The organism is Ruegeria sp. AP7 (assembly GCF_056539905.1).
In genome coordinates this window covers 23,943-41,997 of record NZ_JBQFVT010000012.1, presented here as the reverse complement: position 1 = coordinate 41,997, position 18,055 = coordinate 23,943, and the positions used below count along the sequence as shown (strand labels likewise).

General features: G+C 52.7%; 17 protein-coding genes. 15 read left to right on the top strand and 2 right to left on the bottom strand.

The genetic code is table 11. The annotated features are described in order from the left end of the window. Positions 1–241 precede the first annotated feature (241 nt). Complete coding sequence (locus ACR0KN_RS17950; protein WP_480655473.1) at positions 242–3,034, bottom strand: bifunctional aconitate hydratase 2/2-methylisocitrate dehydratase; 2,793 nt, start codon at positions 3,032–3,034, stop codon at positions 242–244. A gap of 539 nt (positions 3,035–3,573) precedes the next feature. On the opposite strand from ACR0KN_RS17950, the gene ACR0KN_RS17945 reads away from it, so the two are divergent. Then, a complete protein-coding gene (locus ACR0KN_RS17945; protein ID WP_480655471.1) occupies positions 3,574–4,245 on the top strand; it encodes a DUF1045 domain-containing protein in 672 nt (223 codons plus the stop codon). Between the two features lie 49 nt (positions 4,246–4,294). Here ACR0KN_RS17945 and ACR0KN_RS17940 read toward each other — a convergent pair whose 3' ends face one another. Beyond that, positions 4,295–5,035, bottom strand: a complete 741-nt coding sequence (locus tag ACR0KN_RS17940) for a phosphate/phosphite/phosphonate ABC transporter substrate-binding protein (RefSeq protein ID WP_480655469.1) — start codon at positions 5,033–5,035, stop codon at positions 4,295–4,297. A gap of 121 nt (positions 5,036–5,156) precedes the next feature. Here ACR0KN_RS17940 and ACR0KN_RS17935 point away from each other — a divergent pair, with 121 nt between their 5' ends. From ACR0KN_RS17935 to ACR0KN_RS17870, 14 genes are all read left to right on the top strand, one after another. Next, entirely contained in the window at positions 5,157–5,990 is an 834-nt protein-coding gene (locus ACR0KN_RS17935) for an arsenate reductase/protein-tyrosine-phosphatase family protein (RefSeq protein WP_480655467.1), read from the top strand. Continuing rightward, positions 5,987–6,985 (top strand): ArsJ-associated glyceraldehyde-3-phosphate dehydrogenase, encoded by a 999-nt coding sequence (locus tag ACR0KN_RS17930; RefSeq protein WP_480655465.1) that lies wholly within the window; start codon positions 5,987–5,989, stop codon positions 6,983–6,985. Before ACR0KN_RS17935 ends, ACR0KN_RS17930 begins: the two co-directional genes overlap by 4 nt. Next, positions 6,982–8,247, top strand: a complete 1,266-nt coding sequence (arsJ, locus tag ACR0KN_RS17925; protein WP_480655463.1) for an organoarsenical effux MFS transporter ArsJ — start codon at positions 6,982–6,984, stop codon at positions 8,245–8,247. The genes ACR0KN_RS17930 and arsJ overlap by 4 nt, the downstream gene beginning before the upstream one ends. Then, positions 8,244–9,260 (top strand): ACR3 family arsenite efflux transporter, encoded by a 1,017-nt coding sequence (gene arsB, locus ACR0KN_RS17920; RefSeq protein WP_170471912.1) that lies wholly within the window; start codon positions 8,244–8,246, stop codon positions 9,258–9,260. Before arsJ ends, arsB begins: the two co-directional genes overlap by 4 nt. Before the next feature lie 216 nt (positions 9,261–9,476). Next, on the top strand, positions 9,477–10,262 hold the full coding sequence (locus ACR0KN_RS17915; RefSeq protein ID WP_480655461.1) for a DUF7056 domain-containing protein: 786 nt from the start codon (positions 9,477–9,479) through the stop codon (positions 10,260–10,262). Positions 10,263–10,450: 188 nt separating this feature from the next. Next, the gene (locus ACR0KN_RS17910) at positions 10,451–10,633 is read left to right on the top strand and encodes a hypothetical protein (RefSeq protein WP_480655459.1); all 183 of its coding nucleotides are present in this window, start codon (positions 10,451–10,453) and stop codon (positions 10,631–10,633) included. Positions 10,634–10,702: 69 nt separating this feature from the next. Continuing rightward, positions 10,703–12,019 carry a TolC family protein gene (locus ACR0KN_RS17905; RefSeq protein WP_480655457.1) on the top strand — a complete coding sequence of 439 codons (1,317 nt, stop codon included), beginning with the start codon at positions 10,703–10,705 and terminating at the stop codon, positions 12,017–12,019. 8 nt (positions 12,020–12,027) lie between these two features. Then, positions 12,028–12,297 carry a hypothetical protein gene (locus tag ACR0KN_RS17900; RefSeq protein ID WP_480655455.1) on the top strand — a complete coding sequence of 90 codons (270 nt, stop codon included), beginning with the start codon at positions 12,028–12,030 and terminating at the stop codon, positions 12,295–12,297. 564 nt (positions 12,298–12,861) lie between these two features. Further along, a complete protein-coding gene (locus ACR0KN_RS17895) occupies positions 12,862–13,086 on the top strand; it encodes a hypothetical protein (RefSeq protein ID WP_480655453.1) in 225 nt (74 codons plus the stop codon). A 6-nt stretch (positions 13,087–13,092) separates the two neighbouring features. Next, a complete protein-coding gene (locus ACR0KN_RS17890) occupies positions 13,093–13,470 on the top strand; it encodes a hypothetical protein (protein WP_480655451.1) in 378 nt (125 codons plus the stop codon). A gap of 6 nt (positions 13,471–13,476) precedes the next feature. Next, positions 13,477–13,782, top strand: a complete 306-nt coding sequence (locus tag ACR0KN_RS17885; protein ID WP_480655587.1) for an ATP-binding cassette domain-containing protein — start codon at positions 13,477–13,479, stop codon at positions 13,780–13,782. A 100-nt stretch (positions 13,783–13,882) separates the two neighbouring features. After that, positions 13,883–14,275, top strand: coding sequence for a beta-barrel domain-containing protein (locus ACR0KN_RS17880; RefSeq protein WP_480655449.1), 393 nt, complete (start codon positions 13,883–13,885; stop codon positions 14,273–14,275). Between the two features lie 715 nt (positions 14,276–14,990). Continuing rightward, complete coding sequence (locus ACR0KN_RS17875) at positions 14,991–16,664, top strand: acetolactate synthase large subunit (RefSeq protein WP_480655447.1); 1,674 nt, start codon at positions 14,991–14,993, stop codon at positions 16,662–16,664. Then, entirely contained in the window at positions 16,661–18,046 is a 1,386-nt protein-coding gene (locus ACR0KN_RS17870) for an aldehyde dehydrogenase family protein (protein ID WP_480655445.1), read from the top strand. The genes ACR0KN_RS17875 and ACR0KN_RS17870 overlap by 4 nt, the downstream gene beginning before the upstream one ends. Positions 18,047–18,055: the final 9 nt, after the last annotated feature.

The following is an 18,055-nucleotide window of genomic DNA, read 5'->3' as shown; positions in this document are numbered from 1 at the left end:
GTATATCGGTTCGGGTTTGCATCCGACACGCACCGCCCCTTTTAGGGGAAAAGCGGAGTCAATAACGCCAGAATCCCCAGACGATACCCAAATGCGGTCTGAAAAACTTGTACGGGAGTAGACCAGAAAATCACAGCCCAGTTCTTTAACGTCGACCAAGTGATGCGGCGCAAATAGCACCGCATCTACAAAGACCAAAGCCCCTGCATCTTCCACCGTCTTCCCGATGTTGATCGCCGATCTAGAAATGTACGGACAGACCAGCCAAGGGCTTCTGGATTGGAGGTGCGAACTTGGTCAGATCGATGCCTTCAACTGCTGTTTTGTATTCATCCAGCGTTGGTGTACGTCCCAGAATTGCCGATAGGACAACAACAGGAGTTGAGCCCAACAAGGATTCACCCTTTTTGGTTTCGGAATCCGCAACCACCCGGCCTTGGAACAGGCGTGTCGATGTGGCTAGAACCGTATCCCCTTTGGCCGCTTTTTCCTGGTTGCCCATGCAAAGGTTGCAGCCCGGACGTTCAAGATAAAGGATGTTTTCGTATTCGGTACGGGCCTGGACCTTAGGTGCAGCATCGTCGAACTCGAATCCGCAATACTTCTGCAGAATTTCCCAGTCGCCCTCTTCCTTCAATTCATCAACAATATTGTAAGTCGGAGCGGCCACGACCAGCGGAGCCTTAAATGTGACATCGCCCTGATCGGCTTCGAGATTGCGCAGCATCTGAGCGACGATCTTGATATCACCCTTGTGCACCATGCATGACCCTACGAACCCAAGGTCCACTTTCTTTTCTGCACGATAGAATGAAATCGGGCGGATGGTGTCGTGGGTATAACGCTTTGAGACATCCGCATTGTTGACGTCTGGGTCTGCTATCATCGGTTCCACGATTTCATCCAGATCGACAATGACCTCGGCAGCGTATTTGGCATTTTCATCGGGAGTCAGCGCGGGTTTCTCTCCCGACCTGATCTGCTCGATGCGCTTGTCCGCGATCTCGATCAAGCTGTTGAGCATCCGGGCATCGTTCTCCATGCCCTTTTCGATCATAATCTTGATGCGCGATTTGGCAATCTCCAGTGACTCGATCAGGGTCTCGTCGTTGGATATGCAGATTGAAGCTTTGGCTTTCATTTCCGCAGTCCAGTCGGTGAAGGTAAAGGCCTGGTCCGCCAACAGCGTTCCAATATGCACTTCGATGATCCGACCCTGGAACACGTTATCACCGTGTTGTGCCAGCATCTGCGCCTGTGTCGCATGAACCACGTCGCGAAAGTCCATGTGATCGGCCATCTTGCCCTTAAAGGTCACTTTTACGGATTCAGGGATTGGCATGGTGGCCTCACCTGTCGCCAGAGCTAGCGCCACGGTGCCGGAGTCCGCGCCAAACGCGACACCTTTGGACATCCGGGTATGACTGTCACCACCAATGATGATTGCCCAATCGTCAACAGTAATGTCGTTGAGAACTTTGTGGATAACGTCCGTCATCGCATGATAGACGCCCTTTGGATCACGACCGGTTATCAAGCCGAATTTGTGCATGAAGGCCATCAATTTGGGCGTATTGGCCTGCGCTTTGGCGTCCCAGACCGATGCAGTGTGGCAGCCCGACTGATAGGCCCCGTCGACCGACGGGGATAGGACCGTGGCGGCCATGGCCTCAAGTTCTTGTGCCGTCATTGGTCCGGTTGTGTCCTGACTGCCAACGATGTTGACGCGCACCCGCACGTCAGACCCTGCGTGCAGCACCTTGTCGGACGCTACACCCAGTGCGTTTGCGTTAAAGATTTTTTCGACCGCGGTCAGACCTTGATCCACGGCGCTGATTTCCTTCGAAGGCGCAAAGACACGCGGTGCTTCGATTCCCAGAGTTTCAGCGGCGAAAGTCTGTAGTTTTTTGCCGAACACGATGGCATAAGACCCACCAGCCTTCATGAACTCCATCTTTTGCGGTGTGAATGATCCGGCCATATCGACCAGTTCATCGCTGCCATCTTCGCTAAATAGTTTCTTTTGCTTTGTGTTGATTGTCAGAACGGTTCCGGTCGCAACCGAGTATTTCTGTTCCAGCACCGGGTTGCCGTCATTGTTCAGGATCGTCTTGCCGTCTTCGTCCGTCTTTCTGACCCAGTTCTTAAGGTCCACACCGATCCCACCGGTCACGCCTACCGTGGTCAGGAAAATGGGAGAGATGCCATTCGTTCCCGCCACGACGGGTGCGACGTTGACAAACGGAACATACGGGCTTGCCTGCTTGCCGGTCCAAAGGGCGACGTTGTTAACCCCAGACATGCGCGATGATCCGACGCCCATCGTGCCTTTTTCAGCGACTAGCATGACACGTGCATCTGGATGCTTAAGTTTCAGTGCCTCAATTTCTTTTTGAGCGTCTTCCGAAATCAGACATTTGCCGTGCAGCTCGCGATCAGCGCGGGAATGTGCCTGATTGCCTGGGCTTAGAAGGTCGGTTGAGATATCGCCTTCGGCCGCCACATAGGTGACAACTTTGATTTCTTCGTCGACCTCAGGAAGCTTGGTAAAGAACTCTGCCTTGGCGTAGCTGTCCAGAAGATCTGAAGCTATGGTATTGCCTGCCTCATAGGCCGACTTGATGCGATCTGTATCGGCCTCGTAAAGAAAGACCTGAGTCTTGAGCACCTCAGCCGCATCTCGCGCTGTCGCTTCGTCGGTGCCCAGTGCAAGATCAAGCAACACTTCGACCGACGGGCCGCCTTTCATGTGGCTCAATAGCTCATAGGCGAAGGCTGCCTTGATTTCCTCAACCTCGACAGTGCCCAGAATGATTTCTTTCAAAAAGCGCGCTTTTTCACCTGCGGCGCTCGTGGTGCCGGGCAGGGTGTTATAGATAAAGTGGTGCAGGCAATCATCGCGGTGCGCACTGCCGGTGTCCCTGATATGGTCGATAACTTCGCGGGTCAGTGCGCCGTCATCGATGGGCTTGGGGCTGAGACCCTGTTGCTTGCGGTCTTCGATCTCGGTCAAGTAGTCGTTGTAGAGGCTCATGTTATTTTTCCGCATCTCTGGCATGCTATGGGGCGATATTCGCGGCGGCATAATTGTCGCTGGATCAGTATAGTATACTTTCGTATACATTAGATTGACGGAGTTCAAGCGCCGGATTGCCGCATATTACATGAAAATCCTTTAGGCCATCTCGAATCCCGGTGCATTCCCTCTAAGTTTCAAGATTGAAGTGAATGGGAAATGAGAAGGTGGGCGAAATTCTCAAAGCCCTAGAGACAACCCTTTTCTACCTGCGATTAGTCAATGTTACCTGCCGTTAAACAGCGCTTTTGCGATCGCTCCAGATGCCGAGCAAGGGGGGTGAGGGCACGGTGCATAGACCCAATGTGCAGTGCATAGAATACAGTGTTGAGGCCAGCGCGAGGGCGGTGCTCCCATTTTTGAGTATCCGCAACCACGCCCTGTTCGGTGGTCACTGCCCCGGTTAAAACCTGATCAGGCAAAGCCAACCGCACCTTGGCAAGCCACGGAATGCCTGACACATCGCTATCACAGAGGATGCAGGATAAGAGGAGTTCATGTCGTATACTCGTTTTGCGATCTATTATGTTCCACCCCAGGGCCCGTTGGCCCGTTTCGGGGCGTCCTGGCTAGGTTGGGACATTATCAGTGCGTGTGAAGCGCCTTTATTCGATTTTCCCGGTTTGGATGGAATCACGATGACGCCGCGCAAATACGGCTTTCACGGAACGTTGAAACCGCCATTTCGGTTGGCCGGTGACAGCACAGCCGAGGAATTGCACATGCGCGTGGCTGAGTTGGCGTCGGGGCTTGCTCCAGCGATATGCGATGGTTTGGAACTGACCAGACTTGGCCGCTTTTTGGCGCTGATACCACGCGGTGAATCTAAGGCGTTGCAACAGGTTGCTGCGGCCTGCGTCCAAGACTTGGATGAATTCCGAGCGCCTTTGCCTGTGGCAGAACTTGAACGGCGGCGGCGACCGGGGATGAGCGCCCGTCAGAATACCCTACTGACCCAATGGGGTTACCCGTATGTGATGGACGAATTCCGATTCCACATGACCCTTACCGCACGGTTGCCCAAGCTGGATATTTCGGATTGGACAGAAACGATATTGAAGTCTCTGCCTGAACTGCCGGTTCCGTTTGTTGTTGATCAGATCGCGTTGTGTGGTGAACGCAAAGATGGGCGGTTTGAGTTGATTAATCGCTACAAGCTCGCGGGTTGAATCAGATTGCCTTCCAATCTTTGATCCGAAGCCTCGATAAACGCTCAAATCAAGGTGGGTTGGGTATCTCGGTGTATTTGTCTTTTGGAATTCGGACGATACCACACAATCCGAGAAGGCCCCGATCGAGCGGATCAAGGAGTTCGATCGCAGATTTCACTGCACTAAATATGGAATCTGCGTCATTTCCATTCGCGGTAATAAGCGGCAATCCAGGTGTCGGCGCGGTCCAATCCAAAACCCGCAATTCCTGCGCGAACGCATCATGCTTCTCCATCAGTTTCCAGGACATAGCGTCTAGCGATGCGATGTCCGCACGTCCTGAGGCGACCGCTTGAGCTGATTTGATATGCTGTTCCGTGTGTAGACGATTTTGAAACCAAAAACCGTGCTTGCGTAGATGCCAGTACGGAGCAGCGTAACCTGACTGCGAGAATGTCTGATTAAACGCAAAGATTGACTCGCTGAATTCTACGATGTCCTGTCGGGCATCATCGGAACGCACGACAAGTGCACTACGATAATATCCTGGGGGGCAGCCATCAAGCCCGTAGTCCGGTGTGCCGACCAGCTCGACCAAGTCATGCAGCCAGATGCGATACGGCATGCCGCAAGTCTGGCTTAATACCAAATTCGGGTTTTTCCAGACAAAAAACTCTTCTGCGTTCTGAGAGAGATGTTCGGGGCCATCTATACCTAATTCATTTAGGGTCCGAAGTATCAGCTGCCAATAACGATCATGGGCCGCTGCCAGTTGCGGGCGCTGATACATCATCAGATTTGCAATCATTCTGTTCAGAGCCTTGGTTGGTGCACACTGTTCCTTTGGTTAGCATGTCTGTCTTGCATTGAAAGTCCTGACTCATAGAAAGTATTTGCACTCTAGGTATAATTTCATTATTTCTCGAAATATGGAATCATTTATCTCAAGCCAACTTAACACATTAGGCCATCCACATCGGCTAGCGGTGTTTCGGATGCTTATGCGGCGATATCCTGATCGGGTACCGGCTGGAGAGTTGGGTTCGGCGCTTGATATCAAGCCCAGCACCATGTCGAGCTATCTTAGTGCACTGCAGAACGCTCAGATCATAAATCAGCAGAGGGTTGGAACCTCTTTGCTTTATTCAATTGATATGCATTCTGTGCGGGAAATGCTCGACTTCTTGTTCTTGGATTGCTGCCTCGGACGACCTGATTTGTGCATGCCCTTCGATTTGGGAACTGACGTCGAGGATGATCGGAAATTCAACGTGTTGTTCCTCTGCGTAGGAAACTCAGCCCGCTCTATTTTTGCGGAATCTCTGCTTCGTGAAATTGCAGGGGATCGGTTCAATGTATTCTCGGCAGGGATCAAGCCTTCCTCAGAATTGAACCCGTTTGCCATTCAGGTGCTGAAAGACAAAGGCCACGATATCTCGGCTTTGCGTTCAAAGAACATAGCTGAATTCTCAGGGTCTAATGCACCAGACCTCGATTTCGTTTTTACGGTTTGCAATCAAGCGGCAAACGAGGAATGCCCGGCTTGGGATGGCCAACCGATCAGCGGTCATTGGGGCATGGCGGATCCGGTCAAGGCCGAGGGTACCCATGCGGAAAAGAGCCTCGCGTTTCAAAACGCCTATGGTGCACTTAAACGTCGGATTGAGGCCTTTTCTGCGTTGCCGGTCGAAAGTCTTGATCGCCTCGCTTTGCAATCCGCCATCGATGAAATCGGCAAATCTGCCGCTGAGAGTACAACATGACAACTTATGCAGTGAATGGCCTGGGCCGGATGGGAAAGCTTGCCCTGAAGCCGCTTTTGGAAAGAGGGGCACCTGTCGCATGGATCAACGACGCGGTGGGTAACGCCGCAATGCACGCGCACTTGTTAGAGTTTGATTCTGTGCACGGCCGTTGGGCTGGGACTTTCGATCATGATGACGAAAGCATTACCATCAATGGAACGCACATACCGTTCGTCGGAACAAACGACCTGACAAAACTCCCACTGGATGGCATCGACGTGGTGATCGATTGCACGGGTGCCTTCAAGACCGAGGTCAAGTTGGCCCCGTATTTTTTAGCCGGTGTTAAGAAGGTGGTTGTCTCTGCGCCGGTCAAGGACGGTCCGACCTCTAACATTGTATATGGTGTCAACGAAGATACATATGACCCCAAAATGCATCAAATTGTGACTGCAGCATCCTGCACGACCAATTGTCTCGCTCCGGTCGTAAAAGTCATTCATGAAAACCTTGGAATCCGGCACGGGTCGATGACCACAATTCATGACGTGACGAACACGCAGACAATGGTAGATCGTCCAGCCAAGGACCTGCGTCGTGCCCGCTCGGCATTGAATTCGTTGATCCCAACCACAACTGGGTCAGCAACGGCCATAACGCTGATCTATCCGGAACTAAAGGGTCGATTGAATGGCCATGCCGTGCGTGTTCCATTGCTGAATGCGTCGCTGACAGATTGTGTTTTCGAGGTTGAACGAGAAACAACCATTGAGGAGGTCAATGGCTTGTTCAAGGCTGCCGCTGAAGGGCAACTCAGCGGTATTCTAGGTTATGAAACGCGACCCTTGGTGTCGGCAGATTATACAAACGACCAACGCTCTTCGATCGTTGATGCGCCTTCAACCATGGTGGTGAATGGCACTCAGTTGAAAATCTATGCGTGGTATGACAATGAATTCGGATATGCGCACCGCCTGGTTGATGTTGCCTTGATGGTCGGGGCATCATTGTGACGCAAAGACCCGATGGGCTGCCGGCCTACATCGCCGTAACGGCCGCCTATTGGGCGTTTATGCTGACCGATGGCGCGCTCAGGATGCTGGTGTTGTTGCACTTTCATACTCTGGGCTTTTCACCGGTGCAGTTGGCTTACCTGTTTGTTTTGTACGAGATCGCTGGAATGGTGACCAACCTCGCTGCGGGTTGGATTGCAGCCCGGTTTGGGCTCGCGGCAACTCTCTATGCAGGTCTGGCGCTGCAGATCGTGGCATTGCTTGCGCTGACGCAGCTTGACCCGCAATGGGCCATGAGTGTCTCGGTGGCATTTGTGATGATTGTTCAGGGGGCAAGTGGGATCGCTAAGGACCTGGCAAAGATGTCGTCAAAATCGGCAGTCAAACTGCTTGCCCCAACCGAAGGTGGCGGTCTATTCCGATGGGTTGCCATCCTGACAGGATCAAAGAATGCCGTGAAAGGTATTGGATTCTTGTTTGGGGCGGCGCTGTTGGCGACTTTGGGTTTCAATTGGGCCGTTTTACTTATGGCTATCATACTGGCTGTGGTTTTGGGTGCTATTCTTGCCTTCATGCCAGTCGGTCTTCCCAATGGGCGAAAGGGTGCCAAGTTCTCTGAGGTCTTTTCGAAATCGGCCAATGTAAACTGGCTTTCGGCGGCACGGGTCTTTTTGTTCGGCGCGCGGGACGTTTGGTTTGTCGTCGGCATTCCAATCTATTTCTATGCCGTGCTTTCCGATGGCACTGAGGAAGCGAACCGCGCTGCCTTCTTTTTGATCGGCACGTTTATGGCCATCTGGGTGATATTATACGGTGCGGTTCAGGCCGGTGCGCCAAAAATCCTGCGCGCGTCTGAGCGCTCTGAACGAGATTTAATACGCGCCGCACGTGACTGGGCTGCTGTATTGTTCTGCATCCCAGCAATTCTGACTGTCGCAGCCCTGCTGTCTAAAGGGGCGCCGGTATGGCTGACTGTCACTTTGGTAATTGGCTTGCTGTTCTTTGGGGCGATATTCGCGATCAACTCTTCGCTTCATTCCTATCTGATCCTGGCATTCACCAAATCTGAAAGGGTCACGATGGATATAGGCTTTTACTATATGGCCAATGCCGCGGGCCGATTGATAGGTACCGTTCTGTCGGGCGTGACCTATCAATTGGGAGGGCTTCCATTTGTGCTGGGCACCGCAGCAATCATGATCGGCCTTTCTGCGCTCATATCCTGTAAACTTACAGCACCGACCAATGAGGCAATCTTATGAGTATCTTTGAACGCTACCTGAGCGTCTGGATCGCGCTTGCCATGATCGGGGGTGTATTAATTGGCCAGACAGTGCCCGGGCTGGTCGAGGTTATCGCATCGGCAGAGGTGGCGAGCGTTAATCTGGTTGTGGCGTTGTTGATCTGGGCAATGGTCTATCCAATGATGGTTGGCGTTGACTTTAGTGCTGTCGCGGGCGTTGCGCGTCAGCCTCAGGGCCTGATCATCACCCTTGTCGTGAATTGGCTGGTAAAGCCTTTCACCATGGCGATCCTCGCTGTTTTGTTCTTTGAGTTCGTCTTCGCCCCATGGATACAACCTGAAGACGCGGCTCAATACACTGCGGGCCTGATCCTGCTTGGGGCTGCTCCGTGCACTGCAATGGTTTTCGTCTGGTCGCAACTTACAAAAGGGGACGCAACGTACACTTTGGTGCAGGTCTCGGTGAATGATCTGATCATGGTTGTCGCGTTCGCGCCAATAGTAGCATTTTTATTGGGCGTCACAGAGATTTCGGTTCCGTGGCAAACACTTGTGCTGGCAACGGTACTCTATGTAGTTCTGCCCTTGATAGCCGGGTTGATCACGCGCAGGTGGCTTGGGTCGCAAGATGCAATCGATACATTTTCGGCAGGTATAAAGCCCTGGTCGGTTGTGGGTTTGATCACCACTGTCGTCATTTTGTTTGGCCTGCAGGGGCAAACGATTTTGGCCCGGCCATTTGTAATCGTGCTGATCGCAGTGCCCATATTGGTACAGAGTTACGGCATATTTTTCTTGGCTTATGGTACGGCCTATGCGTTGAAAGTTCCGCATCGAATTGCTGCTCCTTGCGCCATGATCGGAACTTCGAATTTCTTTGAACTTGCGGTTGCGGTTGCCATCAGCTTGTTTGGATTGAATTCGGGTGCGGCGCTGGCAACCGTCGTCGGGGTGCTTGTCGAGGTCCCGGTGATGTTGTCATTAGTGGCATTCGCAAATCGCACTCGTAGTCGGTTTGCAGTGCCGGAATAATCGCTAAAAACTTCTTACGAACTGTCATGCGCTGATTGAATTTTGTTTCCAATCAGGGGTTCAGCGGAGCATTCCTAATCGTGCGTGTGGGGCTTTTATGCAACGTGCGTGTATTATCGCTTTCGGTCGTTTTGCGCGGTGAAGCGTGGGGTAATGCTTTTACTGGGGTGGGCAGCCGCAATAGCAGTTTACGGAGTCCTATTAGGAGGCGCGGCGATGCCACAGGTTCTTGCCGTGCTTTTCTTTGGGCCAGCGGAACTCGCGTTCAATGGGGGCAGTTATTACGAAGGACTTGATGCGTTCGTCTGGCAAACGCTCAAGCGAAATTCCCTGCAATATGGTTTGATAATATTTGGGCTTTTTGTAGCCGCCTCTCGATTTGCCAAATGTGATAGTGCTGCGCGGGTACATTTTGTCTTTACCTTAGTGCTTTCTGCATTGGTCTTTTTTCATAATCAAACATGGCCATACGTTTTTGTCATGGTGCTGCCGTTTCTGGCTTTCTATTGTGCCGACGCCGTCGCCCGATTGATGCTGCGATCAGAAACGTGGTATTCGCGTGTTATTGGCATTCTGGTAATTGTTGCTGTGCTGAGCACGCTGCGAAATGCTCAATATTTGGCCCACGATAACCGTGACCAATTTGCGCTTATTCAGCGAGCAGAAGAACTACTTGAGCAAGAAGATACCTATTTTGACGGCATTGGCATGATTCCCAGTCGTCGCATGGAGCCGCGCCTCTGGCTTGATGCACAAGCTGTCAACAATACGAAGTCTGCAGGCGAAGAATCTGCCCTGTATCAGGCGTTGCTCCGCTCCCAACCAAAACTTGTGATATTATCTTATCGTACAGACAATCTGGGATCGGAATTTGGCGCCGTGCTTGAGGCGAATTATGAGTTGCGAGCTCCAAACATTATGATGCCCCTTGCAACAAACAATTCGGTTTTGACCGATCCACGCGATCGTATTTTACTTTTTGAAGGCGTCTACAGCTACTAAGTTTAGCCTGCGTTTTTTGGGATCGGTATCGACTTAGAAAAGAGCCAAAGGTTAATTCTGGGCTCGAGCGCCGATTTTCTGGATGTGGGTGGCGGTTTCGACAGGTCGATTGTGGCGCAGGTAGATGACGTTAACCGTGATTTGAAGCTTGAATTGATGATATCTGGCTGGGCATTGCGATCACGGATGTGGAACTGGCCGATGCAGTCGACAATGCATCGCAGGTCGAAGGAAGCGGTCTTTGGCTGCGTGCAGATGGTGCATTAGGGGCCGCACGTGCGCCGTTGTTGTTACGCTCGAATGTAAATATGCGTGCAAATCATAAGGTTGTTTGTCCGTCAAAATACCCTTCTAACGAGAACTTTGAATAGCACTTTGTTAAGAATATTGACCGATGATTTGTTGTCTGGCGCATAATTAATACCAGGAGCATCGGCATCATGAATGCTTGGTTGTCGGTTTTGATAACCACGATAGTTTTGGCAGGTTGCACTGAAGATATTCAGGGTACTCAGTCCTTTGATCCGACTGCAAAACCCGTGGAAGCACCCGCATCAGGTAGGAACAATCTGAAGGGAAGCGTTGCACATACTGATTTTGCCGAGCTGGTACGAACTTCGGTCGCGACCTCACCCGCAACAGCCGCAGGCACCTTGAACGTTCTGGCATCGAAGTCTCGAATCGACGCAGAGCAGGGGGCATTTCTGCCGCAGATAGAGGCCGAGACGTCTTTGACGTCTGGCGGTGATCCGGTTCCAATCCTGCGGTTGAGCCAGATCATTTATGATGGGGGCAAAGTCAACAGTCGCGTAGGATTGCGCCAGATCGAAGCCCGGCAGACATGGTTAAGTGAGTTGTCAGAGCTGAACGCATTAAGTTTTGAGGCCATCGAAACCATAGTCAATCTGGACCGCAATCGTCGCCTCGAACAGCAGGCTCGGCAGAATCTGGACCGCACGGATGTATTGGTTGACGACCTCCAGTCACGCTTTGATGCGGGGGCTGGATCTGTTGCAGATCTGCTGGCCGGGCAAGGGCGCAGGTCCAATGCCGAGACAGAACTGGCACAAGCGCAGACAGAAGTGGAACTGGCAACCGCAAACTGGGTAGAAGTTTTTGGGACCCGTCCCGGTGTTATTCCGACGATCCCGCCGGCCCCGGCTTTGGCTGGGTCTTCGGCGCAGGAGATGGTTGAGCGCAGCCCACGTTTACGGACTCAGGTTGCCGTTAGCCAGGTGCGCCAGCAAGAAGTTATCGTTGCGGAACGGGCGACTCGGCCGACCCTGTCCGCGATTCTTGAGACTGATTTCGATCAGGGGTTCATTGACGATGGGGCGCAGGCTCGATTGGGTGTGACAGTTCCGATTTACCAAGGTGGTTCCGCACGGGCCAACGTGAAATCGGCGCGCGCGAATCTTCAACAAAGCCAAGCCGATGAAGAGGAGTTGCGCCGCGAGTTGCAGCGTAATCTGTCTCGGGCGCTGGAAGAGACCAATTCAATCCAACGGCGGCTAGCGACAGCCCGACGCGCGGTCGAGATCAATGAGCAGGCGCTAGATGCTGCACGGGGTCAGTTTAATATTGGGCGCAGCACATTGGTTCAGATATTGGATGCATTGCGCGAACTGAACCTTGCACAGGTGCGGGTAATTCAACTTGAAGCTCAGGCGCGTCGCGCCGAATATGCTGTGCTGGCGGTCACCGGTGACATCCTGGACGCTTTGGGTGTCGCTCAGCCTACCGATCCGACCTTGTGACAGTCCCGATGAATTCAGCCACATCCGACCCGCTGATCAATCATCTCCAGCTATTAACGGAACATCTAGGCCATGCTCTGTCCGAGGCAGATCTGTTTCGGGTTTTTAAGGGCAAGTCTGATGCTTATGCCGTCGAAGACGCTGTAAGTGCGTTGGAGGTGGCGGGTTACAGGGCGGATTTCGGCAAGGCACGGTTGTTGAAGCTTGATCCGATCCTCTTTCCGGTTCTGGGCCTTTGCCGAGGGCTCCCCTTTTGTAGTGCTGAATCGAAAGGATAAGGAACGATTTCCAGTGATTGATGTCTGTACTGGAACATCCGAGCCGCAAATTTGGCGGCTAGAGGACCCGCGTCCGAGCAAAGCGCGCGGGGTTCTGCGCGCCGCTCGGAGGAGGACCGTTCAGCGTCACAGGGCATTGGTTTTGGCCGCCGTGGTAACCAGCGTACTTGGACTGGCGACCTCTCCGTTCACGATGGTTTTCTATGATCGCATCCTGCCGGATGAAACGATCGACAGTCTATTGGCCTTGGTTGCTGGTGTTGCCTTTGCGTTGCTGTTTAACTTTCTTATCCAAAATCTACGGTCGCGTTTCATTGACACAGCAGGGAAACGGGCGGATAGGAAGATCGCCGAACGGCTGTTCAATCAGTTGATGACGCTCAAGATGAAGTCACGTAGGGTCAGAATGGGCGAATGGGCTCGATCCTGCGGGACCTTGAGGTGGTACGTGACTTTTTCACCTCAGCCTCTCTGGTTGCTTTGGTCGATTTGCCCTTCCTATTTGTATTTATCGGTGTGATCTGAGCCATCGGCGGTCCTCTCGCGCTGGTTCCGGCAATTGCTGTGCAGATTACGTTGCTTTCGGGGCATTTGGCGCAGCCATTCCTCAGCCAATATGCGCGTGAATCTAGTGTTGATGGTCAGATCAAACAATCAGTTCTGATGGAAACGCAGACGGGGATGGAAACGCTCAAGACGACCGGTGCCGAACCGGTCATGCGCGCCCGCTGGGAGGAGACGGTACGCGCGCAGGCAGATAGTTCCGGCAGGACGCGTTTGCTGTCATAGGGAACGGTGAACCTTACCTTTCTGGTTCAACAGATCACGCAGGTAACGATTGTGTTTTTCGGTGTGTTCCTGATCCGGGACGGGGTGATCTCCATGGGAGCACTGATCGCTTGCGTGATCTTGACGGGCAAAACCCAGTCGCCTCTGTCCCAGTTGGCGCAGGTACTGACGCGTCCGAGCAAAGCGCGCGTGGCTTATCACCAGATCGATGCGATGATGGTGCAAGAGGTCGAGCGTCAGCCTGGTTGGCGCTATTTGTCTCGGCGCAGGATCGAAGGTCAGATTGACTTCAAAGGTGTGAGTTTTGCTTACGATGACGCGTTGGGTTCGATTCTTAAGGATATCGATTTAGCGATCAAACCGGGCGGAAAAGTAGCGATATAGGGCCCGATTGGGTCTGGGAAAAGCAATCTGGCGCGCTTGATCTTGGGTTTGTATGAACCAGATGCCGGGGCGGTCATGCTGGATGGTCTGGATGCGCGTGCCGTGGATCCGGCGGATAAGACGCGCAATATTGGCGCTGTGTTGCAGGATTACTGGCTGTTCTCAGGGACTCTGAAGGAGAACATCATTTCTGGCCGGTTTAGACAATCTCTTCTGGCTTCGGTCGCTTGTTTGCTATTCTTGGTACTCCGTTTCTTAAACATAGCGGTGGACCATTTCAGATGGAGAGGCTCACAAACTGGCTCCGCTTGAAACCCGTATTCCAGCCTTTCAGACCCGCCTCGCACGTGCCGAAATTCGCGCACCGACACGCGGCATTGTCAATCAGGTTTTGATTTCGACTTTGGGCGGAGTGGTCCAGCAGGGTCAGACCGTAGTTGAAATCGTATCGATTGGTGAAACCGTCACAGTCGAGGCCTTTGTCGCGCCGGATGACATTGCCTTTATTCGACCTGATCTGGAGATAAAGGTACGTATTACGGCATATGACGCTTCACGCTATGGTGCACTGGACGGGCGGGTAACGCGCATCGGTGCGGGTACGGTACTTGCCCCGGATGAAGAAACGTCGGTCTATGTCGTGGAGATATGGCTGGTTGGAGCGTTGGCGGATGCGGATGGGCAGAATCTGGGCGTGATACCGGGTATGGTTGCTCAAGTTGATATGCTGTCCGAACCAAAAACAATGCTGGAGTATCTGACGAAGCCAGTCATACGCGTAAAGGACAGGGTGTTTCGAGACTGACGGATTACGGCTGTTCTGTCTCCGCGCTCATTTTGTTACCGCGTAGATATCACTTCACCAATACGTGATGAGCTCTGTGCTGGATTATGGACGTTCCAGTTCCAATCTAGTTTGAATATTCAGCCATCGACTTGATTGCAGCGCACCTAGGCTGGGCCTAAGTCGAACCAAGAACGAGCCAAAGAACATGTTGCAGCTATCCAGTTCTCTCGTTGGCCTTGCAGTTCTTTGGCTCATTGTGATTCACGTCTGGGTAATCACCCAATTCGACAGGGCCATGTGGCGTAATTTTCCCGTGGTCGCCCGGTGTTGTCTCGTTTTTGAGCGTTTGTGCGGGTTATTTTGGCAATATTTCTTTGTTCAGGATCGTGTGGAAACGCCCCTCAATCAGTCAGAGCAGTCAGGGATTGGGTGCACCTACAAAAATGTTTCTTCAACTGTTCCGCTCGGATCGACGCGTGATCTGCACTCCATTGGAGTGGCTCATTTTGCGTATTGCCCATTGCAGACAGTGGAGCAGGGAGCGAAGGACCACTCAGTTGCGATTGTTAGTCGATAAGCGCGGAACCCAATTCTGAGGATAAGCTGTTTCCCTAGCGACAGCGATTACAAGCCGGTGGTTAATCGATGGACCTGAACCTCGTTCAAAATGGTGGTACATTTAGTTTCGTGGCCACCCCAAGCTCACCGATCTGTCGTGAAATCAGGAGATTACATGTCTACCAATGACCAAATCGTATCGCCAATTAATAAAGCTTCTGATCTGCTGGTCGCAGCGCTTGAGGCGGAGGGTGTTGAGTACATCTTTGCTGTTCCGGGAGAAGAGAACCTGGATGTTCTGGAATCTCTAAGAACCTCAAAAATTGAGTTGGTTCTCACGCGTCACGAACAAGGAGCGGCTTTCATGGCTGCGACCTATGGACGTCTGACGGGTAAGGCCGGGGTCTGCATGGCGACGCTGGGGCCGGGGGCTACGAACTTTGCCACACCAGCGGCCTATGCTCATCTGGGTGGTATGCCGCTGATCATGATCACGGGGCAGAAACCCATCAAGAAGTCGAAACAGGGCCAGTTTCAGATTGTCGATATTGTTGGGCTGTTCGATCCGATCTGTAAAATGTCCAAACAGATTGTACACGGCAACACTATCCCCTCATTGATCCGCGAAGCCTTTCGTGTCGCGCAAGAGGAACGCCCCGGCGCGGTTTTGTTGGAACTTCCGGAAGACATTGCAGCCGAAGAGACTTCTGAGCATGTTCTTGAACCGCATCAGCGTCACTATGCCGTGGCCGGTGATGCAGTTCTGACCGAAGCGGCTGAGATGATCCGCGCTGCCAGGATGCCGCTTTTGCTTTTGGGGGCCGGGGCGAACCGAAAACACGCCCGCAGCGCACTGAGCAAGTTCGTGAACGATACTCAGATTCCATTTTTCGATACTCAGATGGGTAAGGGTGTCGTGGATGAGCGCTCCGAACTGTTTTTGGGCACAGCCGCTCTGTCGGATGGTGATTATCTGCACTGCGCCATCGAACGCGCTGATCTGATCATCAATGTGGGTCACGATGTTGTGGAAAAACCGCCGTTCTTCATGGAAGAGGGCGGCACCAAAGTGATCCATGTTAACTACAAGGCCGCGCAGGTCGATCAGGTTTATTTCCCTCAAGTTGAAGTGGTTGGTGATCTGGCGCAATCCATCTCCAAATTGGGTGAGTTCCTGCAAGGACCTTTGGAATTTGACCGCAGTTACTTCCAGCGGGTCAAAAACGAGACCGATCTACACACATCAGAACGCGCTGATGATCCGCGCTTTCCGGTCATCCCCCAGCGGTTTGTAGCTGACACACGCAAAGTCATGGGGGATTGCGATATCATCGCTTTGGACAACGGTATCTACAAAATTTGGTACGCCAGAAATTATCAGGCCTATCAGCCCAATACGGTTTTGTTGGACAACGCGCTTGCCACCATGGGGGCAGGTTTACCTTCGGCCATGATGGCAGCGAAGCTATATCCCGAACGCAGGGTCATGGCCATTTGCGGTGACGGAGGGTTCATGATGAACAGCCAGGAGATTGAAACCGCCGTTCGTCTTGGCCTCAATCTGGTTGTTACTGTTCTGAATGACAGCTCGTACGGAATGATCCGTTGGAAGCAGTCGCATGCGGGGTTTGATGATTGGGGATTGGAATTCAAGAATCCTGATTTTGTGCAATACGCCAACAGCTATGGTGCTGCGGGTCATCGGGTCGAAAGGACAGAAGATCTGGTGCCTACCTTTGAAAAAGCGTTTGAAGCAGGTGGTGTGCATCTGATCGACTTGCCGGTCGATTACAGTGAAAACCAACGTGTCCTCATTGATGAGCTTGCGGCGAAGGTCTGTCTGATATGAGTAATGTTGTTGAAGTTCTGAACCCGTTTGATCTTGAGAAAATCGGCAGTGTCGAGGTTAAAAGCTGGAACGATATCAATGTGATGCTGAACGTGGCACACGGTCTGCACCGTGATCGGGGCACTTGGTTGCCTGCTTACAGGCGGATTGAGGTTCTGAAGAATGCAGCCCGGATCATGTCCGGCCGCGCGGAAGACCTTGCGATGCTGATCGCCAGCGAAGGTGGCAAACCCTTGATTGACGCGCGCATCGAAGTGGCACGTGCTATTGATGGTGTCGAACTGTGTATCCATGAAATCGGGCAGATGGCGGGCCGGGAAATACCGATGGATCTGACAGTAGCAGGATCGGGTCGGATTGCCTTTACACAGCGTGAACCCATCGGCGTTGTGGTTGCCGCAAGCGCGTTTAACCATCCGTTGAACTTGATCGTACATCAGGTGGCCCCGGCTGTGGCCACTGGATGCCCGGTCCTCGTCAAACCGGCGCTTGATACACCACTGTCATGCGAAGCATTTGTCGACATCCTGTATGAGGCTGGCCTGCCAAAGGAGTGGTGCCATCTGGCGATTTGCCAAAATGATGTAGCTGAACGGATGATCACGGACGCGCGCGTCGGATTCTTTTCTTTCATCGGATCGGCACGTGTCGGGTGGATGCTGCGCTCGAAGCTGGCGCCGGGGACGCGATGCGCGTTGGAGCACGGCGGAGCGGCGCCAGTTATCATCGATGAGACAGCCGACATTGATGCCATGATCCCCTTGTTGACCAAGGGTGGATTTTATCATTCCGGTCAAGTTTGTGTCTCGGTTCAGCGTGTTTTTGCTCCATCAGGGATGGCGGAAACGGTCGCTCGAAAGTTGGCAGAAGCCGCGTCAGCGCTGAAGGTGGGTGATGCCCGTGACGCCAGCGTGGAATGTGGGCCACTGATCCGTCCGGGTGAAGTTGATCGCGTAGAACAATGGGTAGACGAAGCGGTTGCGGGAGGTGCCCGCGTAATGACAGGGGGTAAACGGCTGGGCCGAACGACCTATGCACCGACTGTCCTTCTAAACCCACCGGCTGATGCGAGTGTGTCCACCTCCGAAATCTTCGGGCCGGTTGTTTGTGTTTATGAATATGATGATCTTAGTGCTGCATACGACGCTGCAAACGCTCTTCCTTTTGCATTTCAGGCGTCGGTCTTTACCAAATCCCTGGATACAGCAATGCATGCCGTGCGGTATTTGGACGCCACGGCCGTCATGGTGAACGATCATACTGCTTTTCGGGTCGACTGGATGCCATTCGCGGGTCGCCGTCAATCAGGGTACAACACCGGCGGTATCGGCTACACCATGCATGACATGACGCAAGATAAGATGGCTGTAATACGGCTGTGATGAAGCTGT